This window comes from Bacillus sp. SG-1 (assembly GCF_000181495.1).
Lineage (GTDB): Bacteria > Bacillota > Bacilli > Bacillales > Bacillaceae_B > Rossellomorea.
In genome coordinates this window covers 1-23,604 of sequence record NZ_ABCF01000042.1, presented here as the reverse complement: position 1 = coordinate 23,604, position 23,604 = coordinate 1, and the positions used below count along the sequence as shown (strand labels likewise).

21 protein-coding genes are annotated in these 23,604 nt (G+C 42.3%); 3 read left to right on the top strand and 18 right to left on the bottom strand.

Annotated elements, in window-relative coordinates:
* From BSG1_RS14075 to gpr, 10 genes are all read right to left on the bottom strand, one after another.
* Nucleotides 1-447 (bottom strand): 50S ribosomal protein L11 methyltransferase (locus tag BSG1_RS14075; protein WP_006837755.1); only part of this gene is annotated, 447 nt, incomplete at its 3' end.
* Between the two features lie 24 nt (nt 448-471).
* Complete coding sequence (gene dnaJ / locus BSG1_RS14070) at nt 472-1,596, bottom strand: molecular chaperone DnaJ (RefSeq protein ID WP_006837754.1); 1,125 nt, start codon at nt 1,594-1,596, stop codon at nt 472-474.
* Between the two features lie 846 nt (nt 1,597-2,442).
* On the bottom strand, nt 2,443-4,269 hold the full coding sequence (dnaK, locus tag BSG1_RS14065) for a molecular chaperone DnaK (RefSeq protein WP_006837753.1): 1,827 nt from the start codon (nt 4,267-4,269) through the stop codon (nt 2,443-2,445).
* 32 nt (nt 4,270-4,301) lie between these two features.
* The gene (gene grpE, locus BSG1_RS14060) at nt 4,302-4,892 is read right to left on the bottom strand and encodes a nucleotide exchange factor GrpE (RefSeq protein WP_044022930.1); all 591 of its coding nucleotides are present in this window, start codon (nt 4,890-4,892) and stop codon (nt 4,302-4,304) included.
* A gap of 134 nt (nt 4,893-5,026) precedes the next feature.
* Nucleotides 5,027-6,055, bottom strand: coding sequence for a heat-inducible transcriptional repressor HrcA (gene hrcA / locus BSG1_RS14055; RefSeq protein WP_006837751.1), 1,029 nt, complete (start codon nt 6,053-6,055; stop codon nt 5,027-5,029).
* Nucleotides 6,056-6,424: 369 nt separating this feature from the next.
* Nucleotides 6,425-7,567: a radical SAM family heme chaperone HemW gene (hemW, locus tag BSG1_RS14050; protein WP_044022929.1), complete on the bottom strand. Its 1,143-nt coding sequence runs from the start codon at nt 7,565-7,567 to the stop codon at nt 6,425-6,427.
* Between the two features lie 124 nt (nt 7,568-7,691).
* The gene (gene lepA / locus BSG1_RS14045; protein WP_006837749.1) at nt 7,692-9,527 is read right to left on the bottom strand and encodes a translation elongation factor 4; all 1,836 of its coding nucleotides are present in this window, start codon (nt 9,525-9,527) and stop codon (nt 7,692-7,694) included.
* Nucleotides 9,528-10,018: 491 nt separating this feature from the next.
* Nucleotides 10,019-10,354, bottom strand: a complete 336-nt coding sequence (locus tag BSG1_RS14040; protein WP_044022928.1) for a DUF3679 domain-containing protein — start codon at nt 10,352-10,354, stop codon at nt 10,019-10,021.
* 40 nt (nt 10,355-10,394) lie between these two features.
* Nucleotides 10,395-11,600, bottom strand: a complete 1,206-nt coding sequence (spoIIP, locus tag BSG1_RS14035) for a stage II sporulation protein P (RefSeq protein ID WP_006837747.1) — start codon at nt 11,598-11,600, stop codon at nt 10,395-10,397.
* Nucleotides 11,601-12,063: 463 nt separating this feature from the next.
* Nucleotides 12,064-13,194 (bottom strand): GPR endopeptidase, encoded by a 1,131-nt coding sequence (gpr, locus tag BSG1_RS14025; protein ID WP_006837746.1) that lies wholly within the window; start codon nt 13,192-13,194, stop codon nt 12,064-12,066.
* A gap of 398 nt (nt 13,195-13,592) precedes the next feature.
* Between gpr and rpsT the strand changes: the two genes are divergently transcribed.
* Nucleotides 13,593-13,844 carry a 30S ribosomal protein S20 gene (gene rpsT, locus BSG1_RS14020; protein ID WP_006837745.1) on the top strand — a complete coding sequence of 84 codons (252 nt, stop codon included), beginning with the start codon at nt 13,593-13,595 and terminating at the stop codon, nt 13,842-13,844.
* Nucleotides 13,845-13,951: 107 nt separating this feature from the next.
* Here the strand turns inward: rpsT and BSG1_RS20920 are convergent, their stop codons facing one another.
* The 3 genes from BSG1_RS20920 to holA all read right to left on the bottom strand — a co-directional run bounded on the left by BSG1_RS20920 (nt 13,952) and on the right by holA (nt 15,969).
* Entirely contained in the window at nt 13,952-14,122 is a 171-nt protein-coding gene (locus BSG1_RS20920; protein ID WP_156791493.1) for a hypothetical protein, read from the bottom strand.
* A 405-nt stretch (nt 14,123-14,527) separates the two neighbouring features.
* Nucleotides 14,528-14,662 (bottom strand): hypothetical protein, encoded by a 135-nt coding sequence (locus BSG1_RS21580; protein ID WP_006837743.1) that lies wholly within the window; start codon nt 14,660-14,662, stop codon nt 14,528-14,530.
* A gap of 269 nt (nt 14,663-14,931) precedes the next feature.
* Entirely contained in the window at nt 14,932-15,969 is a 1,038-nt protein-coding gene (holA, locus tag BSG1_RS14015; RefSeq protein ID WP_044022926.1) for a DNA polymerase III subunit delta, read from the bottom strand.
* Between the two features lie 291 nt (nt 15,970-16,260).
* On the opposite strand from holA, the gene BSG1_RS20435 reads away from it, so the two are divergent.
* Complete coding sequence (locus BSG1_RS20435; protein WP_006837741.1) at nt 16,261-16,395, top strand: YqzM family protein; 135 nt, start codon at nt 16,261-16,263, stop codon at nt 16,393-16,395.
* A gap of 67 nt (nt 16,396-16,462) precedes the next feature.
* Here the strand turns inward: BSG1_RS20435 and BSG1_RS14005 are convergent, their stop codons facing one another.
* The 3 genes from BSG1_RS14005 to BSG1_RS13995 form a co-directional block, all read right to left on the bottom strand.
* The gene (locus BSG1_RS14005; RefSeq protein WP_006837740.1) at nt 16,463-18,760 is read right to left on the bottom strand and encodes a DNA internalization-related competence protein ComEC/Rec2; all 2,298 of its coding nucleotides are present in this window, start codon (nt 18,758-18,760) and stop codon (nt 16,463-16,465) included.
* Nucleotides 18,761-18,763: 3 nt separating this feature from the next.
* A complete protein-coding gene (locus BSG1_RS14000) occupies nt 18,764-19,321 on the bottom strand; it encodes a ComE operon protein 2 (protein ID WP_044022925.1) in 558 nt (185 codons plus the stop codon).
* Between the two features lie 83 nt (nt 19,322-19,404).
* Nucleotides 19,405-20,013, bottom strand: a complete 609-nt coding sequence (locus BSG1_RS13995; protein ID WP_006837738.1) for a helix-hairpin-helix domain-containing protein — start codon at nt 20,011-20,013, stop codon at nt 19,405-19,407.
* A gap of 237 nt (nt 20,014-20,250) precedes the next feature.
* Between BSG1_RS13995 and comER the strand changes: the two genes are divergently transcribed.
* Complete coding sequence (gene comER, locus BSG1_RS13990) at nt 20,251-21,072, top strand: late competence protein ComER (RefSeq protein ID WP_006837737.1); 822 nt, start codon at nt 20,251-20,253, stop codon at nt 21,070-21,072.
* 1,516 nt (nt 21,073-22,588) lie between these two features.
* Here comER and BSG1_RS13980 read toward each other — a convergent pair.
* Together BSG1_RS13980 and rsfS are read right to left on the bottom strand one after the other, a co-directional pair.
* Nucleotides 22,589-23,335: a class I SAM-dependent DNA methyltransferase gene (locus BSG1_RS13980; RefSeq protein WP_006837735.1), complete on the bottom strand. Its 747-nt coding sequence runs from the start codon at nt 23,333-23,335 to the stop codon at nt 22,589-22,591.
* On the bottom strand, nt 23,332-23,604 hold a 273-nt coding region (rsfS, locus tag BSG1_RS13975), incomplete at its 5' end, for a ribosome silencing factor (RefSeq protein WP_006837734.1). The genes BSG1_RS13980 and rsfS, both read right to left, overlap by 4 nt.

Sequence of the window (23,604 nt, the reverse complement as noted above, 5' to 3'; positions counted from 1 at the left end):
ATCCAATTCAATGATCAACTCATCGCTGTTCACTGGTTCATATTGTTCCCATGTAGGAACAATCGTGAACTTCTCTGAGATCTTTACAGGGTTATAATATTTCTTCCATGCGGTTGCCCACTCTTCTTCATTTACTTCTGAAATTTCAACATTGTTTCTTCCAATGTCGATATTATATTTCACAAGGTTCTGGATGGACTGTTTGATTTCATCGACCGTTTCGCCAAGGAAACTGTTGACCGGCAGATACGCCTTCACAATGACTCCTTCTTCAGGAAAATCATCAGGATTGAGTTGGTAGATCTCTCCGAATATGTCTTCTCGCTCTTTCTCCAATTCAAATGGATCTTCAATCACGACTCCGCTTGCTCCTGCTTCATGAAGAATATTTGAAATTGGCTCAATTGCTTCATTCGTTGTGTGTATGCTGATTTCTGACCATTTCATCGATTCTACCAACTCCGTCCCTTTTTATTCACCCTTAAAGGCGCGTTTTACTTTCCCAAAAAAGCTTTCGTGCTGTTCATCCGTTACCTGTCCGGTAATATCACCAAATTCACGAAGCAGTTCTTTCTGCCTCTCTGTAAGCTTGGTCGGTGTCACTACCTTCACATGAATATGCTGATCACCCGTACCGTATCCTCTGACATTCGGTACACCTTTGCCGCGAAGTCTGAACTTAGTTCCTGTTTGTGTACCAGCTGGAACTTTCAGTTTCACTTTGCCGTGCATTGTCGGCACTTCTATTTCATCACCTAATGCTGACTGAACAAATGTAATTGGCATTTCACAATAAATATCGTCGCCATCACGTTCAAAGAATTCATGCGGTCTCACATGGAAAACTACATATAAGTCTCCTGGAGGTCCTCCATTAACTCCCGGCTCTCCTTGCCCAGTAACCCTGAGCTGCTGGCCTTCATCAATACCCGCTGGGATCTTCACATGGATTTTACGGCGTTTTTGAACTTTCCCATTTCCACCACATGTATTACATTTTTCCTTGATAAACTTGCCGGTTCCATGACAATGATGACAAACCCTGCGGTTGACAATACGGCCAAATGGAGTATTTTGTTCTACATTCAGCTGGCCGCTTCCCTGACAGTGTTTACATGTTTCCGGTTTTGTCCCAGGCTTTGCACCGGAACCATCACATGTATCACATTCTTCCTCTTTTGGAATTTCAATATCCGTTTCTTTCCCAAAAACGGCTTCTTCAAATGTGACACTCATCGTATACTGTAAATCTGCTCCTGCCCTGGGTGCGTTCGGGTCCCGCCTGCGGCCTCCGCCACCGCCGAAGAAGGTATTGAAAATATCTTCAAACCCGCCAAAACCGCCGCCGAAGTCTCCTCCGCCGCCAAATCCCTGATTAGGATCAGTATGTCCGAAACGATCGTATTGCGCACGTTTCTGGTCATCGCTCAATACTTCATAAGCTTCACTGATTTCTTTGAATTTTTCATTTGCATCCGCTTCTTTATTAATATCAGGATGATATTTTTTTGAGAGTTTGCGGTATGCTTTTTTAATTTCATCTTTTGAGGCGCCTTGTTCAACGCCTAGAACTTCATAATAGTCCCGTTTACTCATCAATACAACACTCCCGATTCCTTATGCATAAAGGTTATTTTAACATTAAAAGGGGCTCTCTCACAATAAAAATTGAGAAATAGAAGATACTGTTTGAAGTTAATAAAGCACCTTCTGTATAGAAGAATCTTTGATTTCCGTTTCAGGTACGTGACTCCGCGGGGCGGGCGGTGAACAAAAAGCGGAAGCAGCCGTTCAGCGACGTACAGATTGAAGGGCTCTCGCATGAGATAATGGAAACATGACGAATAAAGTGAGTCGATGTTGACTTATCGCAAGGAGAGAGATCGAAATCTGCTAGTCGCTGGCTGCTGAAGTTGGATTGGCCTCCTCAGCTACGCTTGCGGGGTTACGTTCCGGTGGGTACGTAACCTTGGTCTCACCTGTCATCCAAAGCGGAAGTGCCCCGATTAGCCCCGACAGGCAAATGTTCCTCATAGAAAAAAAGGCGAACTTTCCTTTTATTCTATGAGGGTTATTTGACCCCGAGGGGCTGGGTTACGTTCCAACGGGTACGTAACCTCGGGCACTGCAGCTAGACGTCCCGCTACTCCCGTAGGAGGTTAATGAACTTGTTCATCTTGTGACATATAACCCCACGTAAAACAATACAGTCGTCTGCACACATCTTGCTTTAAGACATCATTAACTCTCTCATAGGAGTTGGGATCGCTGACTCATTCTCATTCCACCGACTTAGTTTACCTTCCTTCTTGCCGTCTTTTAATGCGTTCTTGAACTATATAAAAGCACGTCAGCTTTCAAAAATAGCCTTTCCAAAGAAAAAGCCAAAGTCAAGATAGACCTGACTTTGACTTTCCCATTGGCCGTTTCTATGAAATTGGATTACTTGTCGTCTTTTACTTCTTCATATTCAGCATCGACAACATCGTCATCTCCGCCTGCTTGGCCTTCAGCTCCCTGAGCCTGCTGTTGTGCTTGTGCAGCTTGCTCGTAAAGCTTCATTGAAAGACCTTGAACGATTTCTTGAAGAGCATCTTTTTTCGTACGGATTTCCTCCAAGTCATCCTTTTCGATAGCAGCTTTCAGTTCATCTTTAGCTTCTTCAGCTTTTTTCACTTCAGCTTCTTCTACCTTATCACCAAGGTCTTTAATTGTCTTTTCGGTCGTGAAGATCAGCTGATCAGCTTCGTTGCGCAGTTCAACTTCTTCTTTACGCTTTTTGTCAGCTTCAGAATTTTCTTCTGCTTCTTTAACCATGCGTTCGATTTCTTCATCAGAAAGACCAGTAGAAGACTTGATTGTGATATTTTGTTCTTTGCCTGTACCAAGGTCTTTAGCAGATACATTTACGATACCATTCTTATCGATATCGAATTTAACTTCAATTTGCGGAACTCCACGTGGTGCAGGTGGAATATCGGACAATTGGAAACGCCCAAGAGTCTTGTTGTCCGCTGCCATCGGTCTTTCACCTTGAAGGACATGGATATCAACGGCAGTCTGGTTATCAGCTGCTGTTGAGAATACTTGTGATTTTGAAGTAGGGATAGTCGTATTACGCTCGATCAGTTTCGTAGATACGCCGCCCATTGTTTCAATACCAAGAGATAATGGAGTTACGTCAAGAAGAACTACGTCTTTTACATCTCCAGTCAATACTCCACCTTGGATTGCAGCACCCATTGCTACTACTTCATCAGGGTTAACGCCTTTATGTGGGTCTTTTCCTAATTCTTTTTTAATCGCTTCCTGTACAGCAGGAATACGTGTTGATCCACCGACAAGGATTACTTTGTCGATTTCGCTTACAGAAAGACCAGCATCTTTTACTGCTTGACGAGTAGGTCCCATAGTACGTTCAACAAGGTTTGCAGAAAGCTCATCGAATTTAGCGCGAGTCATGTTCACTTCCAAGTGCAACGGTCCGTTTTCACCAGCAGTGATGAATGGAAGTGAGATTTGTGTAGAACTTACACCTGAAAGATCTTTCTTCGCCTTTTCAGCTGCATCTTTCAGACGTTGAAGCGCCATTTTATCTTTGGACAGATCAATGCCATTTTCTTTCTTGAATTGTTCTACAAGATAGTCGATGATCACTTGGTCAAAGTCATCTCCGCCAAGTCTGTTATCCCCTGCAGTTGAACGTACTTCGAATACTCCATCGCCAAGTTCAAGGATGGATACGTCAAAAGTACCGCCGCCAAGGTCGTAAACAAGGATTGTTTGATCTTCTTCCATTTTATCAAGACCATAAGAAAGTGCCGCAGCTGTCGGCTCGTTGATGATACGCTCTACTTCAAGACCTGCAATTTTACCAGCATCTTTCGTAGCTTGACGTTCTGCATCATTGAAATAAGCCGGTACAGTGATGACCGCTTTTTCAACTTTCTCGCCAAGATAATCTTCCGCATAAGATTTCAAGTGTTGAAGAATCATTGCAGAAATCTCTTGTGGTGTATATTCTTTGTCCTCAATTTTTTCTTTGTAATCTGTTCCCATGTGACGTTTGATGGAGATTACTGTATTAGGGTTTGTGATTGCCTGGCGTTTTGCCACTTCCCCTACTTGAAGTTCACCATTTTTAAACGCTACAACTGAAGGTGTTGTACGGTTACCTTCCGGATTTGGAATAACTTTTGGTTCTCCGCCTTCAAGGACTGCCACACATGAGTTTGTAGTCCCCAAGTCAATACCGATAATTTTGCTCATGAGAAAAACCTCCTTGTAATCTGTATGTAATATTATTGATTTACTTTCACCATTGAAGGACGAATTACACGATCCTTCAGTTTATATCCTTTTTGGAACTCTTCAGTTACGATGTTTGAACCGAAGTTTTCATCTTCCCCTTGCATTACAGCTTGGTGCAGATGCGGATCGAATTCATGGCCGACCGTCTCAATCGGTTCCACTCCTTCTTTTTTCAACGCTTCCACTAAGCTACGATAAACCATTTCCATTCCTTGGAGCAAGGATTTTGTCTGCTCATTATCAGGTTCAATGTTAAGCGCACGCTCAAAGTTATCAATTGCCGGAAGCAATTCTGTAACCAGGCTTTGAGCTTTATATTTTTCACTCGCCTCACGGTCCAAGTTCGCGCGGCGGCGGAAATTATCGAAATCAGCACGCAATCGTAAGTAACGGCTTTCGGATTCATCCAACTCCGACTGCAGTTTTAGAATTTGTGTTTCCTCCGGAGATTGTCCGCTTTCTTCACCTTTTTGATCTTCCAGGCTTTCAGCGAAAATTTCTTCATTACCTTCAGAGGTTTGTTCTCCCTGCTGATCATGTAATTCTTCCTGATCAACTTTGTTGTTCGTTTCTTTTGCCATTCCTTTCACCTCCTTAAAAGTAGAGGGTATTTCCCTCACAGAACACGGCAAGGCGGTTATTTTGTATGGACGCATTCATCACAGCAAATGCGCCCTGCCGGTCCGATATCCTTTATTCAATATATCCACACGCCTCAGCTTTGATACAGCTTCGTCAATGCTTTGGACATATCATCACTTAAAAAATTGAGTAAGCTTATGACCCGGGAATACTCCATCCGTGTCGGCCCCAATATCGCAATGGAACCTACCTTTTCATCAGCAACAGAATACGAGGCCGTTATCAGGCTGCAGTTTTCCATTGCCGTTACATTATTTTCCTTGCCGATTTTAACGTTGAGACCATTGGGAAGATGTTTGATCATCTCGTAGATGCCATCCTCCTGATCAATCATATTCAATAACAGCCGGACCTTTTGGATATCATGGAATTCCGGTTGATTAAGCATATTTGTCTTTCCACCGAAGAACAGTTTTTCATTCACAGGCAAGTCCATAGTGTTCACGAGTGAGTGCAGCATTAAATCATAATTTTCTATGTGCTGCTTAAGAAGCTGTGCGACCTCTTTGAATATCTTGTCATTCAATTCAGTCACCGGGACACCCGCCAACCGTTCATTCAAGATATTGACAAGCTTCTCCAAGTCACCGGAGTTAATGGCTTTCGGAATCGTAAACATACGATTCTGCACATGCCCTGTGTCCGTTACGATTATGGCTACAGCTGTTTCCTGGCTGATAGGGATGATCTGTATTTTCTTAAGTTTGTTTTCTTTCACCTCTGGACCAAGAACGATCGCTGTATAATTGGTAAGTTCAGAAAGGATCTTTGCTGACCTTTCCACGACCTTTTCCATTTCATAAATCCGCTCGGCAAAAATGGACCGTATCGTTTTGACATCCTTCTTTTCCAGCTGAACAGGGGAAAGCAGATGATCCACATAATACCTGTAGCCTTTTTCGGAAGGAATTCGCCCTGAAGAAGTATGGGGCTTTTCAATAAAGCCAAACTCCTCCAAGTCCGCCATTTCGTTCCTGATCGTTGCGGAACTGAAAGATATTTCTTCTTTTTTAGATAAGCTTCTAGAGCCTACGGGTTGTGCAGACCGGATGAAATCATCAATGATTACTTGTAGAATAAGCAACTGTCGATCTGTTAACAACTTTCATCACCTCTGTTAGCACTCTCGTTTAACGAGTGCTAAATCTAATAATAAATTATCAAATCATATTCGAGATGTCAATTAGAACAATTCGTTTCACGGGTATTTTTTCGTGTAAAATTTTCCAAGCATTTTTTCTGGACTGGGTTGTTGATTTCCGCTACAGGTGCTCGACTCCGTGAGCATGCGGTGGTCCTCCCCGGGATTCCCTGCGGGGTTACGTTCCAGTGGGTACGTAACCTCGCAAGGGAACTGGACGTACCGTTAATCCCACAGGAGGTCGATCCCTTCCGCAATCAACTCTTTTGAATAAAGTAACCATTCCATGCCAAAAACAAACTGATTAAATAAACTGTATTACTCCAAATCCTATATGACTCCCAAAAAGGCCTGGAATACCTCGTTGCCAAGGAACCTTCCTTTTTGCGTCAAGCGGATATAGGAATCTTCGACTATTAATAATTCCTTTTGTGTCATTTCTTCAATGGCTTCTTTAAAGACACTAAATGGACTTTCCCCAAACTTTTCTGTAAAGCGGGCCACTGAAACTCCTTCTGTCTTACGCAGCCCAAGGAACATTTCTTCTTCCATCTTTTCAGACTTAGTCTGTTCATGGCTCTCGATGACTGGCAGATGTCCTTCAGCGAGCGGCTCCATGTATTTTTTCAGCGGCCCGAAGTTGGCATACCGGTTGCCTTTTGCATATCCGTGGGCACCTGCTCCAAAGCCGTAATACTCATCATTATTCCAATAAACCAGATTGTGTCTGCTTTCATAACCTTTTTTAGCAAAGTTGCTGATTTCATATTGATTGATGCCAGCAGTTTCCATTTCCTCCATCAGCACGCTGTACATTTCAGCTTCCGCTTCCTGAGGCGGCAGTGACAGCTTTCCTTTTCTCATCAGATTATAAAACACCGTTTTAGGTTCAATGATGAGAGAATAACTGGAGTAATGAGGAAGGTCGAATTCAAGAGCCGTTTTCAGAGTATCTTTAAAATCAGCCACTGTCTGACCCGGAAGAGCATAGATCAGATCGATGCTTATATTTTCGAAACCAGCCTTCTTCGCTGCTTCAATGGAAGTGTAGACATCTTTGCTTCTGTGGTTACGGCCAATTCTTTTCAGCAGCTCATCGTTGAATGATTGCACACCAAAGCTTAACCGGTTCACGCCATGTTGATGAAGGACTTCAAGCTTGTCACTCGTTAAATCCCCAGGATTCGCTTCAAATGTAAACTCCACCTCTTCCGGTGAATAGGGGAGATTCTCATTAATGCTTTGACAAAGAACTTCAAGCTGGGAGGCATCCAAAGCCGTCGGCGTTCCTCCCCCTACGAAAATCGTTGATAATTTATCTGAAGGATACTTGTCGAGCTGCATCTGCATTTCTTTTTTCAAGAAATTCAAATATTCATCAACGGGCTGGCCTTTCATAAACACTTTATTAAAATCACAATAATGGCATATATGATGACAAAACGGAATGTGAATATATGCTGATCGTATCATTATCTCACTACCTTTTGATGAATCCCGATAGAGAAAGGGGGGCCTGCTCTTGATACAAGCAAATCCCCCCTTCACTTCACTTATTAAAAATCGAGATAAGAATTTAATGTTAATGTGTGAAACCTTACTTAGAACCACCGTCGTCATCCATTTTCAATACTGCCATGAATGCCTCCTGCGGAACTTCCACAGAACCGACCTGTTTCATTCGCTTCTTACCTTCTTTTTGTTTTTCAAGAAGTTTACGTTTTCGGGAAATATCTCCACCGTAACATTTGGCAAGTACGTTTTTCCGGATGGCTTTTATCGTGGAACGAGCCACGATTTTCTGGCCGATCGCAGCCTGGATTGGAACCTCAAACTGCTGTCTCGGGATGAGCTCCTTTAACTTATCGACGATGATCTTTCCTCTATCATAAGCAAAGTCCCTATGAACGATAAAGCTTAAAGCATCAACCTGTTCGCCATTTAAAAGGATATCCATTTTCACAAGCTTGGATTCCTTATAGCCAATGAGTTCATAATCAAATGAGGCATACCCTTTAGTGCTGGATTTCAACTGATCGAAGAAATCATAGACAATTTCAGCAAGAGGAATTTCATAGACGATGTTCACACGGGTTTCATCCATGTATTGCATATCGATGAAGTTTCCGCGTTTGCCCTGGCAAAGCTCCATTACTGCACCAACATAATCGTTAGGCACCATCATTGTGGCCTTTACATAAGGTTCTTCTACTCTGTCCACTTTTTGCGGGTCAGGCATCATAGAAGGGTTATCGACCTTCAATTCCTCACCATCTGTCAAGTGAACATTATAGATAACACTTGGAGCAGTCGTAATCAGGTCAATTTTGAATTCACGTTCTATACGTTCCTGGATGATCTCCATATGAAGCAAACCAAGGAATCCGCATCTGAAACCGAACCCAAGTGCCTGCGATGTTTCCGGCTCATACTGAAGTGCTGAATCATTCAATTCCAGTCTTTCGAGTGCTTCACGCAGGTCATTGTATTTTGCCGAATCAATCGGATATAAACCACAATAAACCATCGGATTAAGCCTTCTGTACCCTGGGAGCGGCTTAACGGCAGGATTTTTCGCACCCGTAATGGTGTCACCTACTCGCGTATCACCGACATTCTTGATTGCAGCCGTTAAGTAGCCTACGTCTCCAACAGTCAATTCTTTAGTTGAAGTCGCTTTTGGCGTAAATACTCCAACATCATTGACTTCAAATTCCTTGCCTGTCGCCATCATCTTAATTTTGTCGCCGACCTTCACTGTACCTTCGACTACACGGATGTATGCTACGACCCCGCGATACGAGTCGTATAAGGAATCGAAAATTAAAGCTTGCAGTGGTTTATCTGGATCTCCTTCTGGTGCAGGAACCTTTTCCACAATCTGTTCAAGGATATCCTCAATTCCGATTCCAGCTTTTGCAGAAGCCAGTACCGCTTCCGATGCATCCAATCCGATGACATCTTCCACTTCTTGCCTTACACGTTCAGGGTCTGCGGCCGGAAGGTCAATTTTATTGATAACCGGCAGTATTTCCAGATTGTTATCCAGTGCCAAATAAACATTGGCAAGTGTCTGTGCTTCAATCCCCTGGGCTGCATCGACGACAAGAACTGCGCCTTCACATGCTGCCAGGCTTCGGGAAACTTCATACGTGAAATCGACGTGGCCCGGTGTATCAATCAAATGGAAGATATATTCTTCCCCATCTTTTGCCTGATATTTTAGTTGAACAGAGTTAAGCTTGATCGTTATTCCACGTTCTCTCTCAAGATCCATTGAATCAAGCAGCTGCTCTTTCATTTCTCTGGCAGTCAATGCTTTCGTTTTTTCAAGTATTCTATCTGCCAAAGTAGATTTTCCATGATCTATGTGAGCAATGATAGAAAAGTTACGTATTCTCTGTTGTCGTTTTAATTTTTCCTCACGGTTCATTACTTTCAACTCCTGTTAATCGACGCATGTACACTATTTTGAATTATATCAGTACCTATAGCAATATTCAATCATAACAATAGTGCAGGGCGAATGCTGAATATATTGGATTCTCTCTCAGTGTATTATAGTATATGCTTTTGGCAAAATTTTTCGTGGGTATTTCAAAACTTCTATGAGAGGGCTGAGCGGCAGGCGTGACGGCCTGTTCTAGCATTAAGGGTAAATGCCATGGTGTTGAAACTTCTGCCTCACCGCCTGTGTAGATGGAAGTATCAATGGGAAATCCTCACAAAAAGAGCGTTACAAAAGAAAAGAACGCCCGAAAGCGCTCTTTTCTTTTGTAACCAGGGGAAATCCTGCACTGTTTTCTCCTTTAACAGGGAGAGTAGCTCTTTTCTCTCTTGCTTACCATGATATTTCCTTGGAATATGGCTATATTTTTGTGATTTATATTAAATAGCAACAAAGTTTAAGAAAAAATCCTTTTATCAGATCAAGGAAGAAACAAATTCCACTGTTTTTTCTGCCACTCCTTTTATAATGCCAGCGACGGATTTGCCTATTTCCGAAAAGAAATTAAAGCTTTTCATTTCCTCCAGCTTTTTTTTCTTCTCGGAGATGGTGGCACTTCCCATATCTTGTCCCAGAAGAGATGCTTCAATATTTCCCGTTTCATCTTCAGATATTTTCAGGGGAGTCCCAAACCCATCATCATCATAACCCTTCATATCCATGATTCCATCGTTAGCTTTTTGCATCCCGATGAGAACGCCGACAAATAAAACTGAAACCAGCAGTATGCTTTTCAACATGAAACGTTTCATCTTGTTCATCCTCTGCTTAATTGATTATAACCATTTACCTTTATTGGCTCGATGCAGGTGTTGAGATGACATGCCCGACTTTATCGGCCTGCCAATAATACTCCGCAAACACGTCTGCTAACGCTGCTGACGACCGGTTTAATTCCTCAAATGTGTTATCCACTCCGCCAAATTCTACTAATAGGGAATTCGCGGTTAAATCCTGATTGAATTTTCCATTAGTGCCGCTTCCTTTTTTGACGAACACTCCCCTTGAAATTCCTTTGTAATTCTCCTCCAGCTGATTATGGAGCTCTGTTGCGAGTTTTAAATTTTTCTCGTAATTAGGATGCTCAGCTCCGACTACAAATGCCAATTTTGCATAGGGCTGGCCTTTGATCGTCGCTGTGGTGACATCTTTTCTCAATGAGTCCCTGTGAATATCGATGAGATAGATTAAATCTTTATTATCAGCCATGGCAGCTTGAGCGGCCGGACGGGATTCCTGATAGGCATACCAATAGTCGAGACCTTTTTTGCTTAAACTGTCTATAAAATCGGTTTTATCAATCATCGTACCAATGCCTCTGTTTTCCAGCTCTTCTTTTAATTTATCCCCAACTTTTGTGACATTTATTTGTGAATGATGGGCTCGATCAGGATTATTTTCATCTTTTAGATACGGAAGATACGATTCCCTTGTGTGTGTGAAATAGAGATAAACGGTTTTTTTATCACCGGTTGTGAGACCGTTGGTGTTCGGAGCCACTCCCGAAGATGGGTTTTCGATTTTGTCTGTATTCTGAAGCCGTGCTTCATTTTCAGGGTTTAATGCTTCTGCCGGCGGTACAGATTCAAAAGGCATATTGGTAAAGTCCGTTCCTTCCCCGGCAACCAAAATCTCCCCGTCAAAGATTGAAAATCCAGGAAGTTCTCTCCCCAAAAAGCTGCGGGGATCCTCAAAACTTACATTAGTCGCCATCCTTAAGAGGAGATTGGATACCGACGGAAGCTCTACGTCCACTGGACTGGCTCCCTTAAATGCCCTGTTTTCCATTGAAAAAACGTTATATAACAACGCTCCCGACACGTGCTCTGCCGCATGGTTGACCGAGCTTGACGTAATACGGTATTCAGGTTTTAGCGAAGTTAGTATGCCAGACAAAGAAAAAATCGAAAGAAGGCCAAATACAAATACAAGGATCCCTTTGACGATTGTGGATAGGTTCACAGATACAACATAATTGGATGACTTATACGACTTCATTTTTCCACCCTTCCTTCTCGACTCTAGTACAAAATATGATAGAGATAGAAAAAGTAGAACAGAAAATAGGAGGGGGATTTGTTTGCGGGGTGTTCCGCTAGCTTGTTGAAAGAGGGGGGATTTTTTAATAGTCCTGTTGTAAGGTGGCTGTTTCAAAAGCTGATTGGTCTCATGGGGGATTTGACCGTTTTTCGCTTCCGATACTAAAAGATTGGTTGTTATATTGGTTATTTATCCATTTTTTCTCCGTCTCATCACAAACTGGTCTGTTCCTTAGGGTATTTGACCGTTTTTCTCTCTCCCAGCTTAAATATTGGATCATTCTTCAGGTTATTTTCCGTTTCTTGCCTCTACTCCTTAAAAAGTGGATCATTCTTCTAAGTGTCTGCCCACCTTTGGCCGCAACTCCTCAATTCTCTCCCATAAAAAAGCACAAGCCGCTCAGGGCTTGCACTTTTTGGGATTAATGGGTCTTGAACCCTGCATCATGTTGATCGACTGCACTGTGAAGAGCGGCATTTAACCCGTTTGAGATAAGATTTGCCATATCGTCTATGAAAACGTCGACCTCTTTAGGTGTAACCATTAAATTGTGACCGATCGGTGCGAGCACTTCGTGGATCAGTTTCCTTTTTTCCTGGTCCTCTAAAGTACCGACAATTCCAAGGAATGTCTTGCGGTGATGTTCTTCAGGCAAGTCTTCTTCCGTCAGTTTTCTTCTTTCACCGAATGTCATACCGGCTGGCGCAAGTGACCGGGAAGGTTTGTCTCCTTCTCTTATCTCTTTACCAAAATGTTTTAGAAGGAAGTCGACTGTGTCGCTTGCAATCGTCACGGCATCTACGACGGTAGGGATTCCTATTGCTATGACCGGAACACCCATTGTTTCTTCATCTAATCCTTTTCGCTTATTGCCTACTCCTGATCCGGGATGGATGCCTGTATCTGAAATCTGAATGGTAGAATTGACTCTCTCAATAGAGCGGGATGCAAGTGCATCGACCGCAATGATGAAATCAGGCTTTGATTTTTCCACAACACCATAGATGATATCGCTTGTTTCGATTCCTGTAATTCCCATCACGCCAGGCGCAAGCGCTGAAACTGGACGGTACCCTTCTTCAACCGATTCAGGCTGCAGCTCAAACAAATGACGGGTAACAATCAGATTTTCACACACCAACGGTCCGAGTGCATCCGGTGTAACATTCCAGTTCCCCAGTCCCACTATGAGACAGCTGGCATTTGGGCTGATCCCTTTCTGAGCTAAGAAAGCACTGAATTCTTGTGCAAATACCTCTTCTACTTTCTGTTGAAGATCTGCCTGGCTTTGCCTGATGCCGTGGGCTTCTATGGTTAAATAGTTTCCAGCTTTCTTCCCTAGCAGCTCTTCGCCCTCTTCGGTTATTTTCACATGTGAGATGGCGATGCCTTCTACTTCTCTTTCATTGACGATGACTCCCTTTAACTCTGATACCTGTTCTGCTTTTTCGGCATCTTTGCTTTTTTCAGCGAGTACCATCTCTCTTGCTTCCACGGCAAGATCGGTCCTTATAGAATAGTTGCTTAGATCGACTGTATGATTTTCTTCCATTTTGACAGCCCCCTTAGATTTACTTTAATACCGTTATCTTTGCCTTTAAGAAAACTTTCATTCACTCTATCTCTCCGCATACCTTTATTATCACTAATGTTCTTTAATAACAGTTTTCCTAGCAAGATGGAAAAATTACCACTGGGATATGTCAATCACACACGGAATCCATGCCTGTAATATTTTTTAATCGAGTGTATGCCTATACAAAAAGCAGCGGGAATCAGCAAATAGACTATCAAAGTTCAGAAATACATTTTTCAAAAATGCTTTTTCAATTGAAGAGTATTGCAATATAAGACCTGATTTGATAAAATATCATTTGTTCTGATTAATTTTAGGAATTGTAAAAATCGAGTTAAATATAATTCTCGATCGCTTTGTAGGAGGTGACAGGAATGCCAAATATCAAATCTGCTATCAAACGCGTAAAAACGAGCGAAGCAAGAAATGCACAAAACGTAACTGTAAAATCAGCTATGCGTACTGCAGTAAAGAAAGCTGAAGCTGCTGCACAAAACAACGATGACAACGCTAAAGCATTAGTTTCTGAAGCAGTTAAGCATTTAGATAAAGCAGCTCAAAAGGGTCTTATCCACAGAAACGCTGCTGATCGTTCAAAATCACGCTTAATGAAAAAAGTTAACTAATTGTTTCTTTTAAAAAACGATTTCTCCAACCGAGAGATCGTTTTTTATTTAGGTTTTACACGGTACTAGAACCATCTTGGGCAGAAAGCGCATAATAAAGATAACCTTCAGGTTCTCGCTTTGACACCGCTGAGCTCTTTGGCACCTCCGATTTTCTCAAAACTTGAATCGACAACCCTATTTTGCCATTTGGCACCATCGATTTTTTCAAAACTTGAATCGACAACTCTATTCGCACCCTTTGACACCATCGATTTTTTCATAATCCTAATCGACAACCCCATTCGCACCTTTTGGCACCATCGATTTTTTCATAATCCTAATCGACAACCCCATTCGCACCCTTTGACACCATCGATTTTTTCATTATCCTAATCGACAACCCCATTCACGCCATTTGGCACCATCGATTTTTTCATATTCATAATCGACAACCCTATTCGCACTTTTTAGTACCATCGATTTTTTCATAATCCTAATCGACAACTCTATTCGCACCCTTTGACACCATCGATTTTTTCATAATCCTAATCGACAACCCCATTCGCACCTTTTGGCACCATCGATTTTTTCATTATCCTAATCGACAACCCCATTCGCACCCTTTGACACCATCGATTTTTTCATTATCCTAATCGACAACCCCGTTCGTACCTTTTGGCACCATCGATTTTTTCATATTCCTAATCGACAACCCCATTCGCACCTTTTGGCACCATCGATTCTTTCATAATCCAAATCGACAACCCCATTCGCACCCAGTTGATCTGCTCTTCAGGTGTGCGACTCCGTGGGCCTTGGTCAAGTGGAACCGCCATGATTAGCCCTGACAGGCAAATAACCCGAAGAGAAAAAAGGCGCTCTTCTTTTATCTCTTCGGGTTATTTGACCCAGGGGGGGCTTGACGCTGCAACTAGACGTCCCCCTAGTCCCGCAGGAAATCGCAAACCTTACGTTCCAATCAACCATTCGTAAAAAAAGTCAAGGAAAAGTAGTTGAAAAACCAACAAACTTTTAGAAAACAGCCTTTTAAAGAATTAACATCCTCTTCCGCTCCCTTTGGTACCTCCGATTCCAAAAACTATTTTTACCTCGCATTGCTCAACGATTGCTCATGAAGTTTGAACAGAAATAATTCAATGATCATTTCCTTTTTCTGCCTGCCCGTTTTCATCTCATAATCCCCCTGTGAGAGCAATTCAATAATGGTTGACAGCTGCTCGTCTGTAAAGTGTTTGGCTTGTCCCGCTGCCAATTTTACCCTGAATGGATGCACCCGGAGAAAGCTCGCAATTTTCTGCTGGCCATACCCTCTTCTGGCTAATTCTTTTACTTGATAGATCAGTCTGAATTGACCTGATAGAACAGCCAGTATCTTGATCGGTTCTTCATTTTGCTTCAAAAGGTCATAATAAATTCTAAGAGCATCTTCTGTTCTACGCTGGACAACTTTTTCAACAAGTGCAAATATATTTTGTTCAAGGGAACGGGCCGTTAGGGATTCTACCACCGATTCATCTATTCTGCTCGTATCACTCACATACAGGGACAATTTATCAATTTCCTTTGTCAGCATCATCAAATTCGTCCCTGCGAGAGCCAGCAGCAGATCGATTGCACTTTCATCAATTTGGACATTGTTGGCCGCGGTTCTTTCTCTCACCCAGGTTCTCAATTCCTTTTCATTCAACTTTTTTGCTTCAACCACTTCTGCCTGCTTCTTTAAAGTCTTTGTGATTTTTTTCCGTTCATCGAGCTTTTCATAGGGGGCAGAAATAACAAGAATAGTGTAAGGAGAAGGTGAAGCCAGGTACTGCTCAAATTTCTTAATATTATGTTCCACCTTTTCCCTGGTTTTTTCTGCAGTCAAAAATACGGGATTATGTAAAACAACAACACGCCTTTCTCCCATAAAAGGAAAGGTCTCAGCATCCTCTATTGCCGTTTCAACAGGTGTTTCTTCCAAATCGTATGTAGAAAAATTGAAATCCATTTCTTCCTCCGATATGGCTTGTCCGACAATTTTGTGTTGCGTTTCATTTATTAAAAAGGATTCTTTTCCGTATAATAAGTATATGCTTGCAAATTGCTTGTTTTCGATTTTCTTCCAAATATCTATAACCAAGATCGCACTCTCCATTTTCTTCAGATAACACTATCGTAAAAAAGCTTGGCGGTTTTGACAAGTGGAAAGGGGACGCCCAAGGTGGAGGACACCCCCTAAATCTATATTTAACGCCGATGAAAAAGACCTAGGACCCTTTTTGACCGGCGGTATCTCCCTGTTAATATTATTGTCACCAGAGAATGTGAACATATATGTGACAACTCTTGTCAGTAAAGGAAAATGTAAAGTCCAAGTATAGATTTTTTTTATGGAATCATCTATACTAAAATAGAAATAGGAGGGGTGCTAATGAACGATTTCGAAAAAAATGTCCAATCGAAAAGAAATGATGCAGTGGATTCTGGCGTTGGTTTCATCGTATCTTTCGGTTTCTTTGCCATAATGTTTATCATGGCTGTTGTCATTAAGTACATAGGGGCTTAATGAGTTAGTTAGCATGGAGTTCGCAAACAGCGAACTCTTTTTTTCGTTCTGTTATTCGTAATATATCTTATGGGATAGCAGTTCTAAACGTTCCTCTGCTGCCCAAAAATTCATAATGGATAGCTCCCGTTTCAGCGGTATTATATATCCTTATGCCTTTTTGCGAAAGTCTGTTAATAATTTCGGGATCCGGGTGCCCATAGCGATTATTCTTCCCCGCTGAAATAAGGGCCGTTCGGGGATTTACTTTGGATAAAAACAAGTCGCTCGTTGACGTTGCACTTCCATGGTGGCCTACCTTTAACACATCGGCTTCTACCATCCACCTTTTTATCAATTCATTCTCCCCGCCCTCTTCCAAATCACCGGTGAAAAGCCATCGCTTGCCGCCAAAATCCCCGTACAGAACCAGTGAATCATTGTTTCCTTCATACTCTTTGTCAAAAGGATACAAAAACATGAAATCTCCACTGTTCGTCTTCCACTGCTCCCCTGCGCCAGTTTCCCTTATATCCACCTTAAGTTTCCTTGCTTTTTCATAAAGTGCTGCAATGACTTCATTTTCCGAGGATCCCGGTGTGATGAGAATCTCATCAATTCGAATTTCTTCAATTAATTCAAGGGATGCACCTGTATGATCAAAATCGCTGTGTGTCAAGATCAACTTATCGATTTTCTCTATCCCTTTACTTTTTAATAATGGCATTAGCACATCACTGCTGATCGAGAAATCTGTGCTCCTCTGTTTCCAATCCTCTCGAGGAAAAGTTATCACCCCGCCTGTATCGATCATATACACTCCTTCATTGAAAGGAAGGTCAATGATGATGCAATCTCCCTGACCAACATCAGCCACAATGACCTCACCATAAGGATTAAAGTAACCTGAAATTTTGTGCAAAATCAACAAAAGAACTAAAGGCAACATCGCCTTAAGCCACTTGGCATGTTCCATTTTTATAAAACAGAATCCAATCGTCACACAATACAAAAACGCCATGGGCAGCGCAGGTTTTCCTGCTGTAAACGTTATATATGGGAGGCTGTTCAACCAGCCTGACACATCATCTACAAATATGACGGACCACTTCAGGAAAGGGAATAGAAAATGAGTTGCCGGGGAAAAAATCAACAAGGAAAAGAACGATAGTAAAGCAAGGGGAAGAAGCACCATAGTGAAATAAGGGACATAAATGGCGTTGACAACAAACCCTATTAGAGAGAATTCATAGAAATGCCAGAGAAGAACCGGTATGGAACATATTTGACATACAGCAGTCACCATAAAAATGAGCTTCCATTTTTGGTTATCGGCCCCCAATATATGACGAGAAGATAGAACGAGGGAAAAACTGACGAGAAAAGACAATTGAAAGCCGACATTCCTCAAGGCGAAAGGGTCAAGAAGCAAATATAACAGGAAAACAAGTGAGACCGCATCTACGGCTGATAATTTCATACGGAAAGAACCAGACAAAATGACCGCTCCCATAATTCCTGCCGCCCTTATGACCGGCGGTGCAGCCCCCGTCAATAGAACATATACAGGCAAAATTACCAGCATAATCACCCGGGCATGTTCCCTGGCAATTCCGGCACGCAACAGAAAGTAGTACAGTACAGCAAACAACATTCCTACATGCAAGCCTGAAATGGCCAGGAGATGTATAACTCCGAGTCTTTGATATGATTCGAGAGTATCGTCTCCTATAAGCTTCCTGTGGCCAAATACAAGCGCAGCAGAGATCCCCGCCGTTTGTTCGGGAAAGTGTTCTTGAATGGATTGGATTCCCTCTTCCCGCCATGCCCCAAGTTTCTCCGCCACAGATTTCTGTTTGTAGAAGCAATGCTTCTCCTCAAGGCTGTTCACTTGTAAAACCCAGTATATTTTTTCACCACGAAGGAAATCTCCGTAATCAAAACCATTGATATTTCTGGCTTGACCTGGTTCAGTCAGTTCTCCCGATACAGAACATGACCAGCCAGTATATTTCCTGTTCAGCAATTTTTCTTTCTCAAATTCATCGGATATTATATAGCGGAGTATGATGGTTTCGCCCATGGGTGTTTCAGCTTCTCCCATTAACCTGTCACCATCAATTTCAGGCCTTTCTTTGAATTTGATGGAAAAGTTCGTCTGGTATGGAGAAAGGATCGTTTCAGCGTTATGAATGTGATAATAAGAGAGGAAAAAGGATACTGGAATCATGAGGGTAACAATGAGGAGAATGGTGGCGGAGAGCCTGCGGAACGCCAGGATAGAAAGGAAAACGGCCAGAAAAAATGCACCCCATTGGATGTGAAGTGCAAGTGCAGTGCCGGTGAGGACAGCGAATGCTAAGTAAATGAGTTGGCCACTCTTCAACTGTCATTCACCATTGAAAATCGTTTCATGCTGTTTTTTAAAATCATCCAGCTCTTCTTCGGCTAAACCCAATTCCTCAAGCCTTCTCAGCATGTTCCGGCTCAATTTTTTCTCTTGCTCTTTTGACTCTTCTTCCTCAAAAAGGACCTGTTCAATATGTACTCCTGCCTGTTGGAATAACTGAATGGCATATGGGTGGTTTTTATAGTTTTCAGCATAATACACTTTCTTGATACCTGCCTGAATCAGCCCCTTGCAGCATTGCAGGCACGGAAAATGGGTTACATAAATTTCGGCTCCTGCCGTCGGCACACCAAATTTGGCACACTGGATAATTGCATTCATCTCCGCATGAATGGTTCGTACACAATGGTTATCAATCACATAACAACCTTCATCAATACAGTGGACTCCTCCGGCTATTGATCCGTTATATCCTCCTGCAATGATTCGTTTATCGCGGACAATGGTAGCCCCTACTGTCAACCGTGTACAAGTACTTCTTAAAGCAAGCAGATGGGACTGGGCCATAAAGTAGTGATTCCAAGAAATTCGGGACATAATAAAACTCCTTTAAATTTATTCATAACCTTCTTTAAATAAGTTTATCGGAAAACGGTAAAATCGGCAAAAGGATTCAACAGTCAATTCACCGTAATATTTTCTTTCAGCCTCTCAAAAGTCGCCTCACCTATCCCCGTAACATCCTTCAACTCTTCAACCGCTTTAAACGGTCCATTTTCTTTTCTGTACTCGATAATAGCCTTTGCTTTTGCCGGCCCGATTCCCGGCAGGCCGTCAAAGTCCTGCTCAGAAGCCTGGTTAATGTTCAGGAGCTCACTGTGTCCTTGCCCGGTTAAGAATTCAGTAGAAGGGACTTCACCTCCTTCATCTTCTGTAGGTACATATATGACCATTTCATCCAAAACCTTTTGAGCAAGGTTCACACTCTCTTCATGCGCCTCCTCAGTAAAGCCGCCAGCCCTGATGATAAGATCATTCACCCTTTCACTCTGGACTGCCTTATAAATTCCAGGCTTTCGTACCGCTCCTTTAACATCCACAAAAATGTCTCTCTCTACACTTTCTTCTGGCTCTTCTTCTAAAGGGGGAACAGCCTGGGGAAAAATGTCCTCAACAGAGTCATCCTCTCCGGCCTGATTGAGATGATAATAAAAAGCACACCCCGCTACAAGTAATATAATGACAGCAATAAGAAGGTATTTATATTTATCCAGTACGGGTTGCAACATGGTTTACCTCCTTTTATTGGTATATTCGCATTTAACAAAACATAGGAATGATAAGAGAAAGTTGAGTGCTGGATACGGCTTTTATATCTCCTTTACTACGAATACTCTTAATACTCAATAAAGTGCATCAGAGTAAAAGTTGAGGAAACATAGGGTTTGAAAAGCCTTACTCCAAAAGCAGAAGTTGACGTTGGAGTATCCTTTGATAAAAATGATGTGTGAGAAGGAGGGCAGTATATGAAGGTAGGAATAGTGGGAACAGGTAATATGGGCGGCATCTTAATGGAAGCATTCCTTGAGTCAGGAGCAATTTCTCCTTCTGACCTCAATGTTGCAAATCGCACAAGGGCGAAAGCTGAAAAGTTCAAGAAAAAATTTCAGGATATTACGATATATAATGAGCCGGCAAATCTCATCAAAGATTCTGATGTGATTTTCATTTGTGTGAAGCCTTTGGATATATATGACCTTTTGAAAAGCAGCCAGAGCTGTTTCACCCAGGATAAGTGCATTGTTTCGATTACCAGCCCCATCAGCGTTGAGCAGATCGAGTCTCTTGTAGATTGTTCCTGCATGAGAGTCATACCGAGCATTACCAACCGGGCGTTAAGCGGGGTATCCTTATTCTCATATGGTTCGAGGTGTACCAAAGAATGGCAGGACGCTATTTGGAAGCTTTTGAGCACTATTTCCACTCCTGTAATCATTAACGAGAACATCACAAGGGTTTCCTCTGATATTGTCAGCTGCGGGCCTGCCTTTTTCACTTATTTAACGAGAAAATTCATACAGGGCGCGGTCAGTGAGACAGAGATCGATGAAAGTACTGCAACCATTCTGGCTTCAGAAATGTTGATCGGTCTGGGAGAACTCTTGAAGAAAGAAATATATACTCTGGCAGCACTTCAGGAGAAGGTTTGTGTAAAAGGCGGAATAACAGGTGAAGGAATTTCTGCAATGGAAGCAAATTTAGGTGAACTTTTTCATGAACTGTTCAGGGCAACTCATAAAAAGTTTGAAGAAGACCTTGAGGAGACAAAAAAGCAGTTTGGCTTGTAACTGTTTACTATATTCTACGAAAATTCATTATTTCCTTTTTCAAAATAAAAAAGAAGAGAAATTTTGCAGAAAAATCCTAAAGCCCGAACTATGAATAGATAAATCAGCATTCTAGATAATATAAACTGCACAGAAAAGCTTGAGTAAAATGGTGCTCAAGCTTTTTTATTTTACCGTGATAACGATATAACCAAAAAAGGAGGCAGTGTAAATGGACATATTTGATAAGTGGCAACTTGTTGAGTTAAAAGTAATGTGCATGCGAGTGCTTGTGTATTTGGTGGATGACTAGCTCTATACCAAAGGACATGCGGCGAAAGATATGAGAAAAATCGTTGATTTCTTAGACATTATGGAACAAAAATACTTGAGATGAAAAATATACCGCTTAAAATAGCGGCTTTCAGCTTGTTGACAAAGTCCAAGATATAGGCCACGTCTACAAGCTTTTTTGTAAATTAATTTATAAAACTGTTTTGCTAAAGATTTGGGTGGTTGGAATGTACAGTTGATTTCCGCTACAGGCGAACGACTCCACGGGGCGGGCGGTGATCTAAAAAGCGGAAGCGGCCGCTCAGCGACGTACAGATTGTAGGGCTCTCGCATGAGATAAAGGAATCACGAAGAGCGTTAGCGATTCGATGATCATTTCCCATTTCCAAAAGTGCGCTTTGCACGTAACAAAGCTTAAGACAGAAAAAAATCCAGAAGCCGATTTTTTTCAACGTCGCTCTATGGACTCTGTGAGGAAATGATCTTGATGACTTATCTATATAAAGTGGAAAGGCCCCGTTCAGCGGCGTACGGACTGGACTGTCTCCGCATGAGATAAAGGAAACACAACGAACGCAGTGAGTTGATGTTCATTTCCCATTGACCAAGAATGCACCATTAACCAGAAAAGCTTCTTACAGAAAACATCCAGAAGCCGATTTTTTCTAAATACCTCTTTAATCGAGTAGAGGAAATGAACTTGTTGACTTATCGCAAGGAGGGGGCAGGGAAGTCCGCTAGCCGTTGGGGCCTTGCAGCTGGATTCGCAAGGAGAGAGACCGAAATCTGCTAGTCGCTAAGTCCGTTCCAGTGGGTACGGACCCTCGGCCGCTGGAACTGGATTGGCCTCCTCGGCAGCGCTTGTTTAAAAAGTGGAAGCGCCCTGTTAGCCCCGACAGGCAAATGTTCCTCAGCGAAAAAAAGGTGATTTTCCTTTTATTCGCTGAGGATGACCCCGAGGGGCTGGGTTACGTGCCAGTGGGTACGTAACCTCGGACGCTGGAACTAGACGTACCGCTAACCCCGCAGGAGGTCGTAAGCCTTCCGCTCCTATCAACCCTATGAAAAAATCTGTGGGGGATTCTTAAGAAATGGCAAACTGGACATGGCGAGGACCATGTCCAGTTTGATATTCAATGATTTTCACTCAAGAAATTAACAAACCCCACTCCAACCATAAGGGTAGAGTGAGGTTGCCTATGTCTGAAAGCCGCTTAAAATAGCGGCTTTCATGAACTTACTTTTATTTCTTTTTGCAAGTAAAAAAGATTCTCTCACTTTGATCCCCCGGGGAGACCTCAGTAAAATCCGCTGTAACTGACAGCACTTCAAAACCAGCTTCGTTCAACCAATTTTCCAATGTCAGAACAGGGAAGGTCCGCTGATGATGAACTTCTTCAATACGATCATATTGCCCTGTTTCATCATCCCTGACAAAAAAAGTCAACTCATGGTCAACACTGTTCGGTTCCTCTCCAGGAAAGCAATCCCAGATGTAGGAGACCTCATCATCGTTATAGGTGAAGGTTTCATTCAGAAAGATTTGTGACACTTTAAAAATAGAGTGTACATCAAACAAAAAGATTCCTTGATCATCAAGATGTTCCTTTACTTTCTTAAAGGTATTGAAGACCTTTTCTTCACTATCCAAGTAGTTTAATGAATCACAAAAAACAGTAATGATATCGAATTGACCCAATCCTTCAAGTTCACTCATGTCCTGTTGAAATAATGGCAGGTCCAGCCCTTCACTTTCAGCTTTTTCCCTTGCTATGAAGAGCATGTCTTCAGACAAATCAATGCCCGTTACTGAATAGCCTTGTTTCAAAAGCCTTAGTGACAGTTCACCCGTCCCACATCCTATATCAAGAAGTCCCTTGCCTTCCACTGAATAATGTTCAGCTTGAGCCTGGACGAATTCTACCCAGGAATCATAAGGGACATCCTTCATCAAATAATCATAAATATAGGCAAACTGCTGGTAGCTCATTGCTCGATCTCGCTGCTGACCTCAACTAGAGGAGCATCTCCCCAAAGCCTTTCCAGTTTATAATAGCCTCTTTCTTCACGGTGGAATACGTGAGCAACCACGTCTCCCATATCAACAAGGACCCAGCGCGCTTCGTCAAATCCTTCCATCCGCTTTACATCTTGGCCGTTTTCTTCTGCTTTTTCTTTGAGTTCACGGGCAATTGCCTGTACTTGTTTATCTGAATTACCATGGCAAATGATAAAATAATCGGCGATCAGAGAAATCCC

Bases quoted from the DNA above. Each gene is read 5' to 3' on its own strand.
- dnaJ (WP_006837754.1), bottom strand. From the start codon at position 1,596: ATGAGTAAACGGGACTATTATGAAGTTCTAGGCGTTGAACAAGGCGCC.
- dnaK (WP_006837753.1), bottom strand. From the start codon at position 4,269: ATGAGCAAAATTATCGGTATTGACTTGGGGACTACAAACTCATGTGTG.
- grpE (WP_044022930.1), bottom strand. From the start codon at position 4,892: ATGGCAAAAGAAACGAACAACAAAGTTGATCAGGAAGAATTACATGAT.
- hemW (WP_044022929.1), bottom strand. From the start codon at position 7,567: ATGATACGATCAGCATATATTCACATTCCGTTTTGTCATCATATATGC.
- lepA (WP_006837749.1), bottom strand. From the start codon at position 9,527: ATGAACCGTGAGGAAAAATTAAAACGACAACAGAGAATACGTAACTTT.
- BSG1_RS14040 (WP_044022928.1), bottom strand. From the start codon at position 10,354: ATGAAACGTTTCATGTTGAAAAGCATACTGCTGGTTTCAGTTTTATTT.
- spoIIP (WP_006837747.1), bottom strand. From the start codon at position 11,600: ATGAAGTCGTATAAGTCATCCAATTATGTTGTATCTGTGAACCTATCC.
- gpr (WP_006837746.1), bottom strand. From the start codon at position 13,194: ATGGAAGAAAATCATACAGTCGATCTAAGCAACTATTCTATAAGGACC.
- rpsT (WP_006837745.1), top strand. From the start codon at position 13,593: ATGCCAAATATCAAATCTGCTATCAAACGCGTAAAAACGAGCGAAGCA.
- BSG1_RS21580 (WP_006837743.1), bottom strand. From the start codon at position 14,662: ATGGCGGTTCCACTTGACCAAGGCCCACGGAGTCGCACACCTGAAGAG.
- BSG1_RS20435 (WP_006837741.1), top strand. From the start codon at position 16,261: ATGAACGATTTCGAAAAAAATGTCCAATCGAAAAGAAATGATGCAGTG.
- BSG1_RS14000 (WP_044022925.1), bottom strand. From the start codon at position 19,321: ATGTCCCGAATTTCTTGGAATCACTACTTTATGGCCCAGTCCCATCTG.
- BSG1_RS13995 (WP_006837738.1), bottom strand. From the start codon at position 20,013: ATGTTGCAACCCGTACTGGATAAATATAAATACCTTCTTATTGCTGTC.
- comER (WP_006837737.1), top strand. From the start codon at position 20,251: ATGAAGGTAGGAATAGTGGGAACAGGTAATATGGGCGGCATCTTAATG.
- BSG1_RS13980 (WP_006837735.1), bottom strand. From the start codon at position 23,335: ATGAGCTACCAGCAGTTTGCCTATATTTATGATTATTTGATGAAGGAT.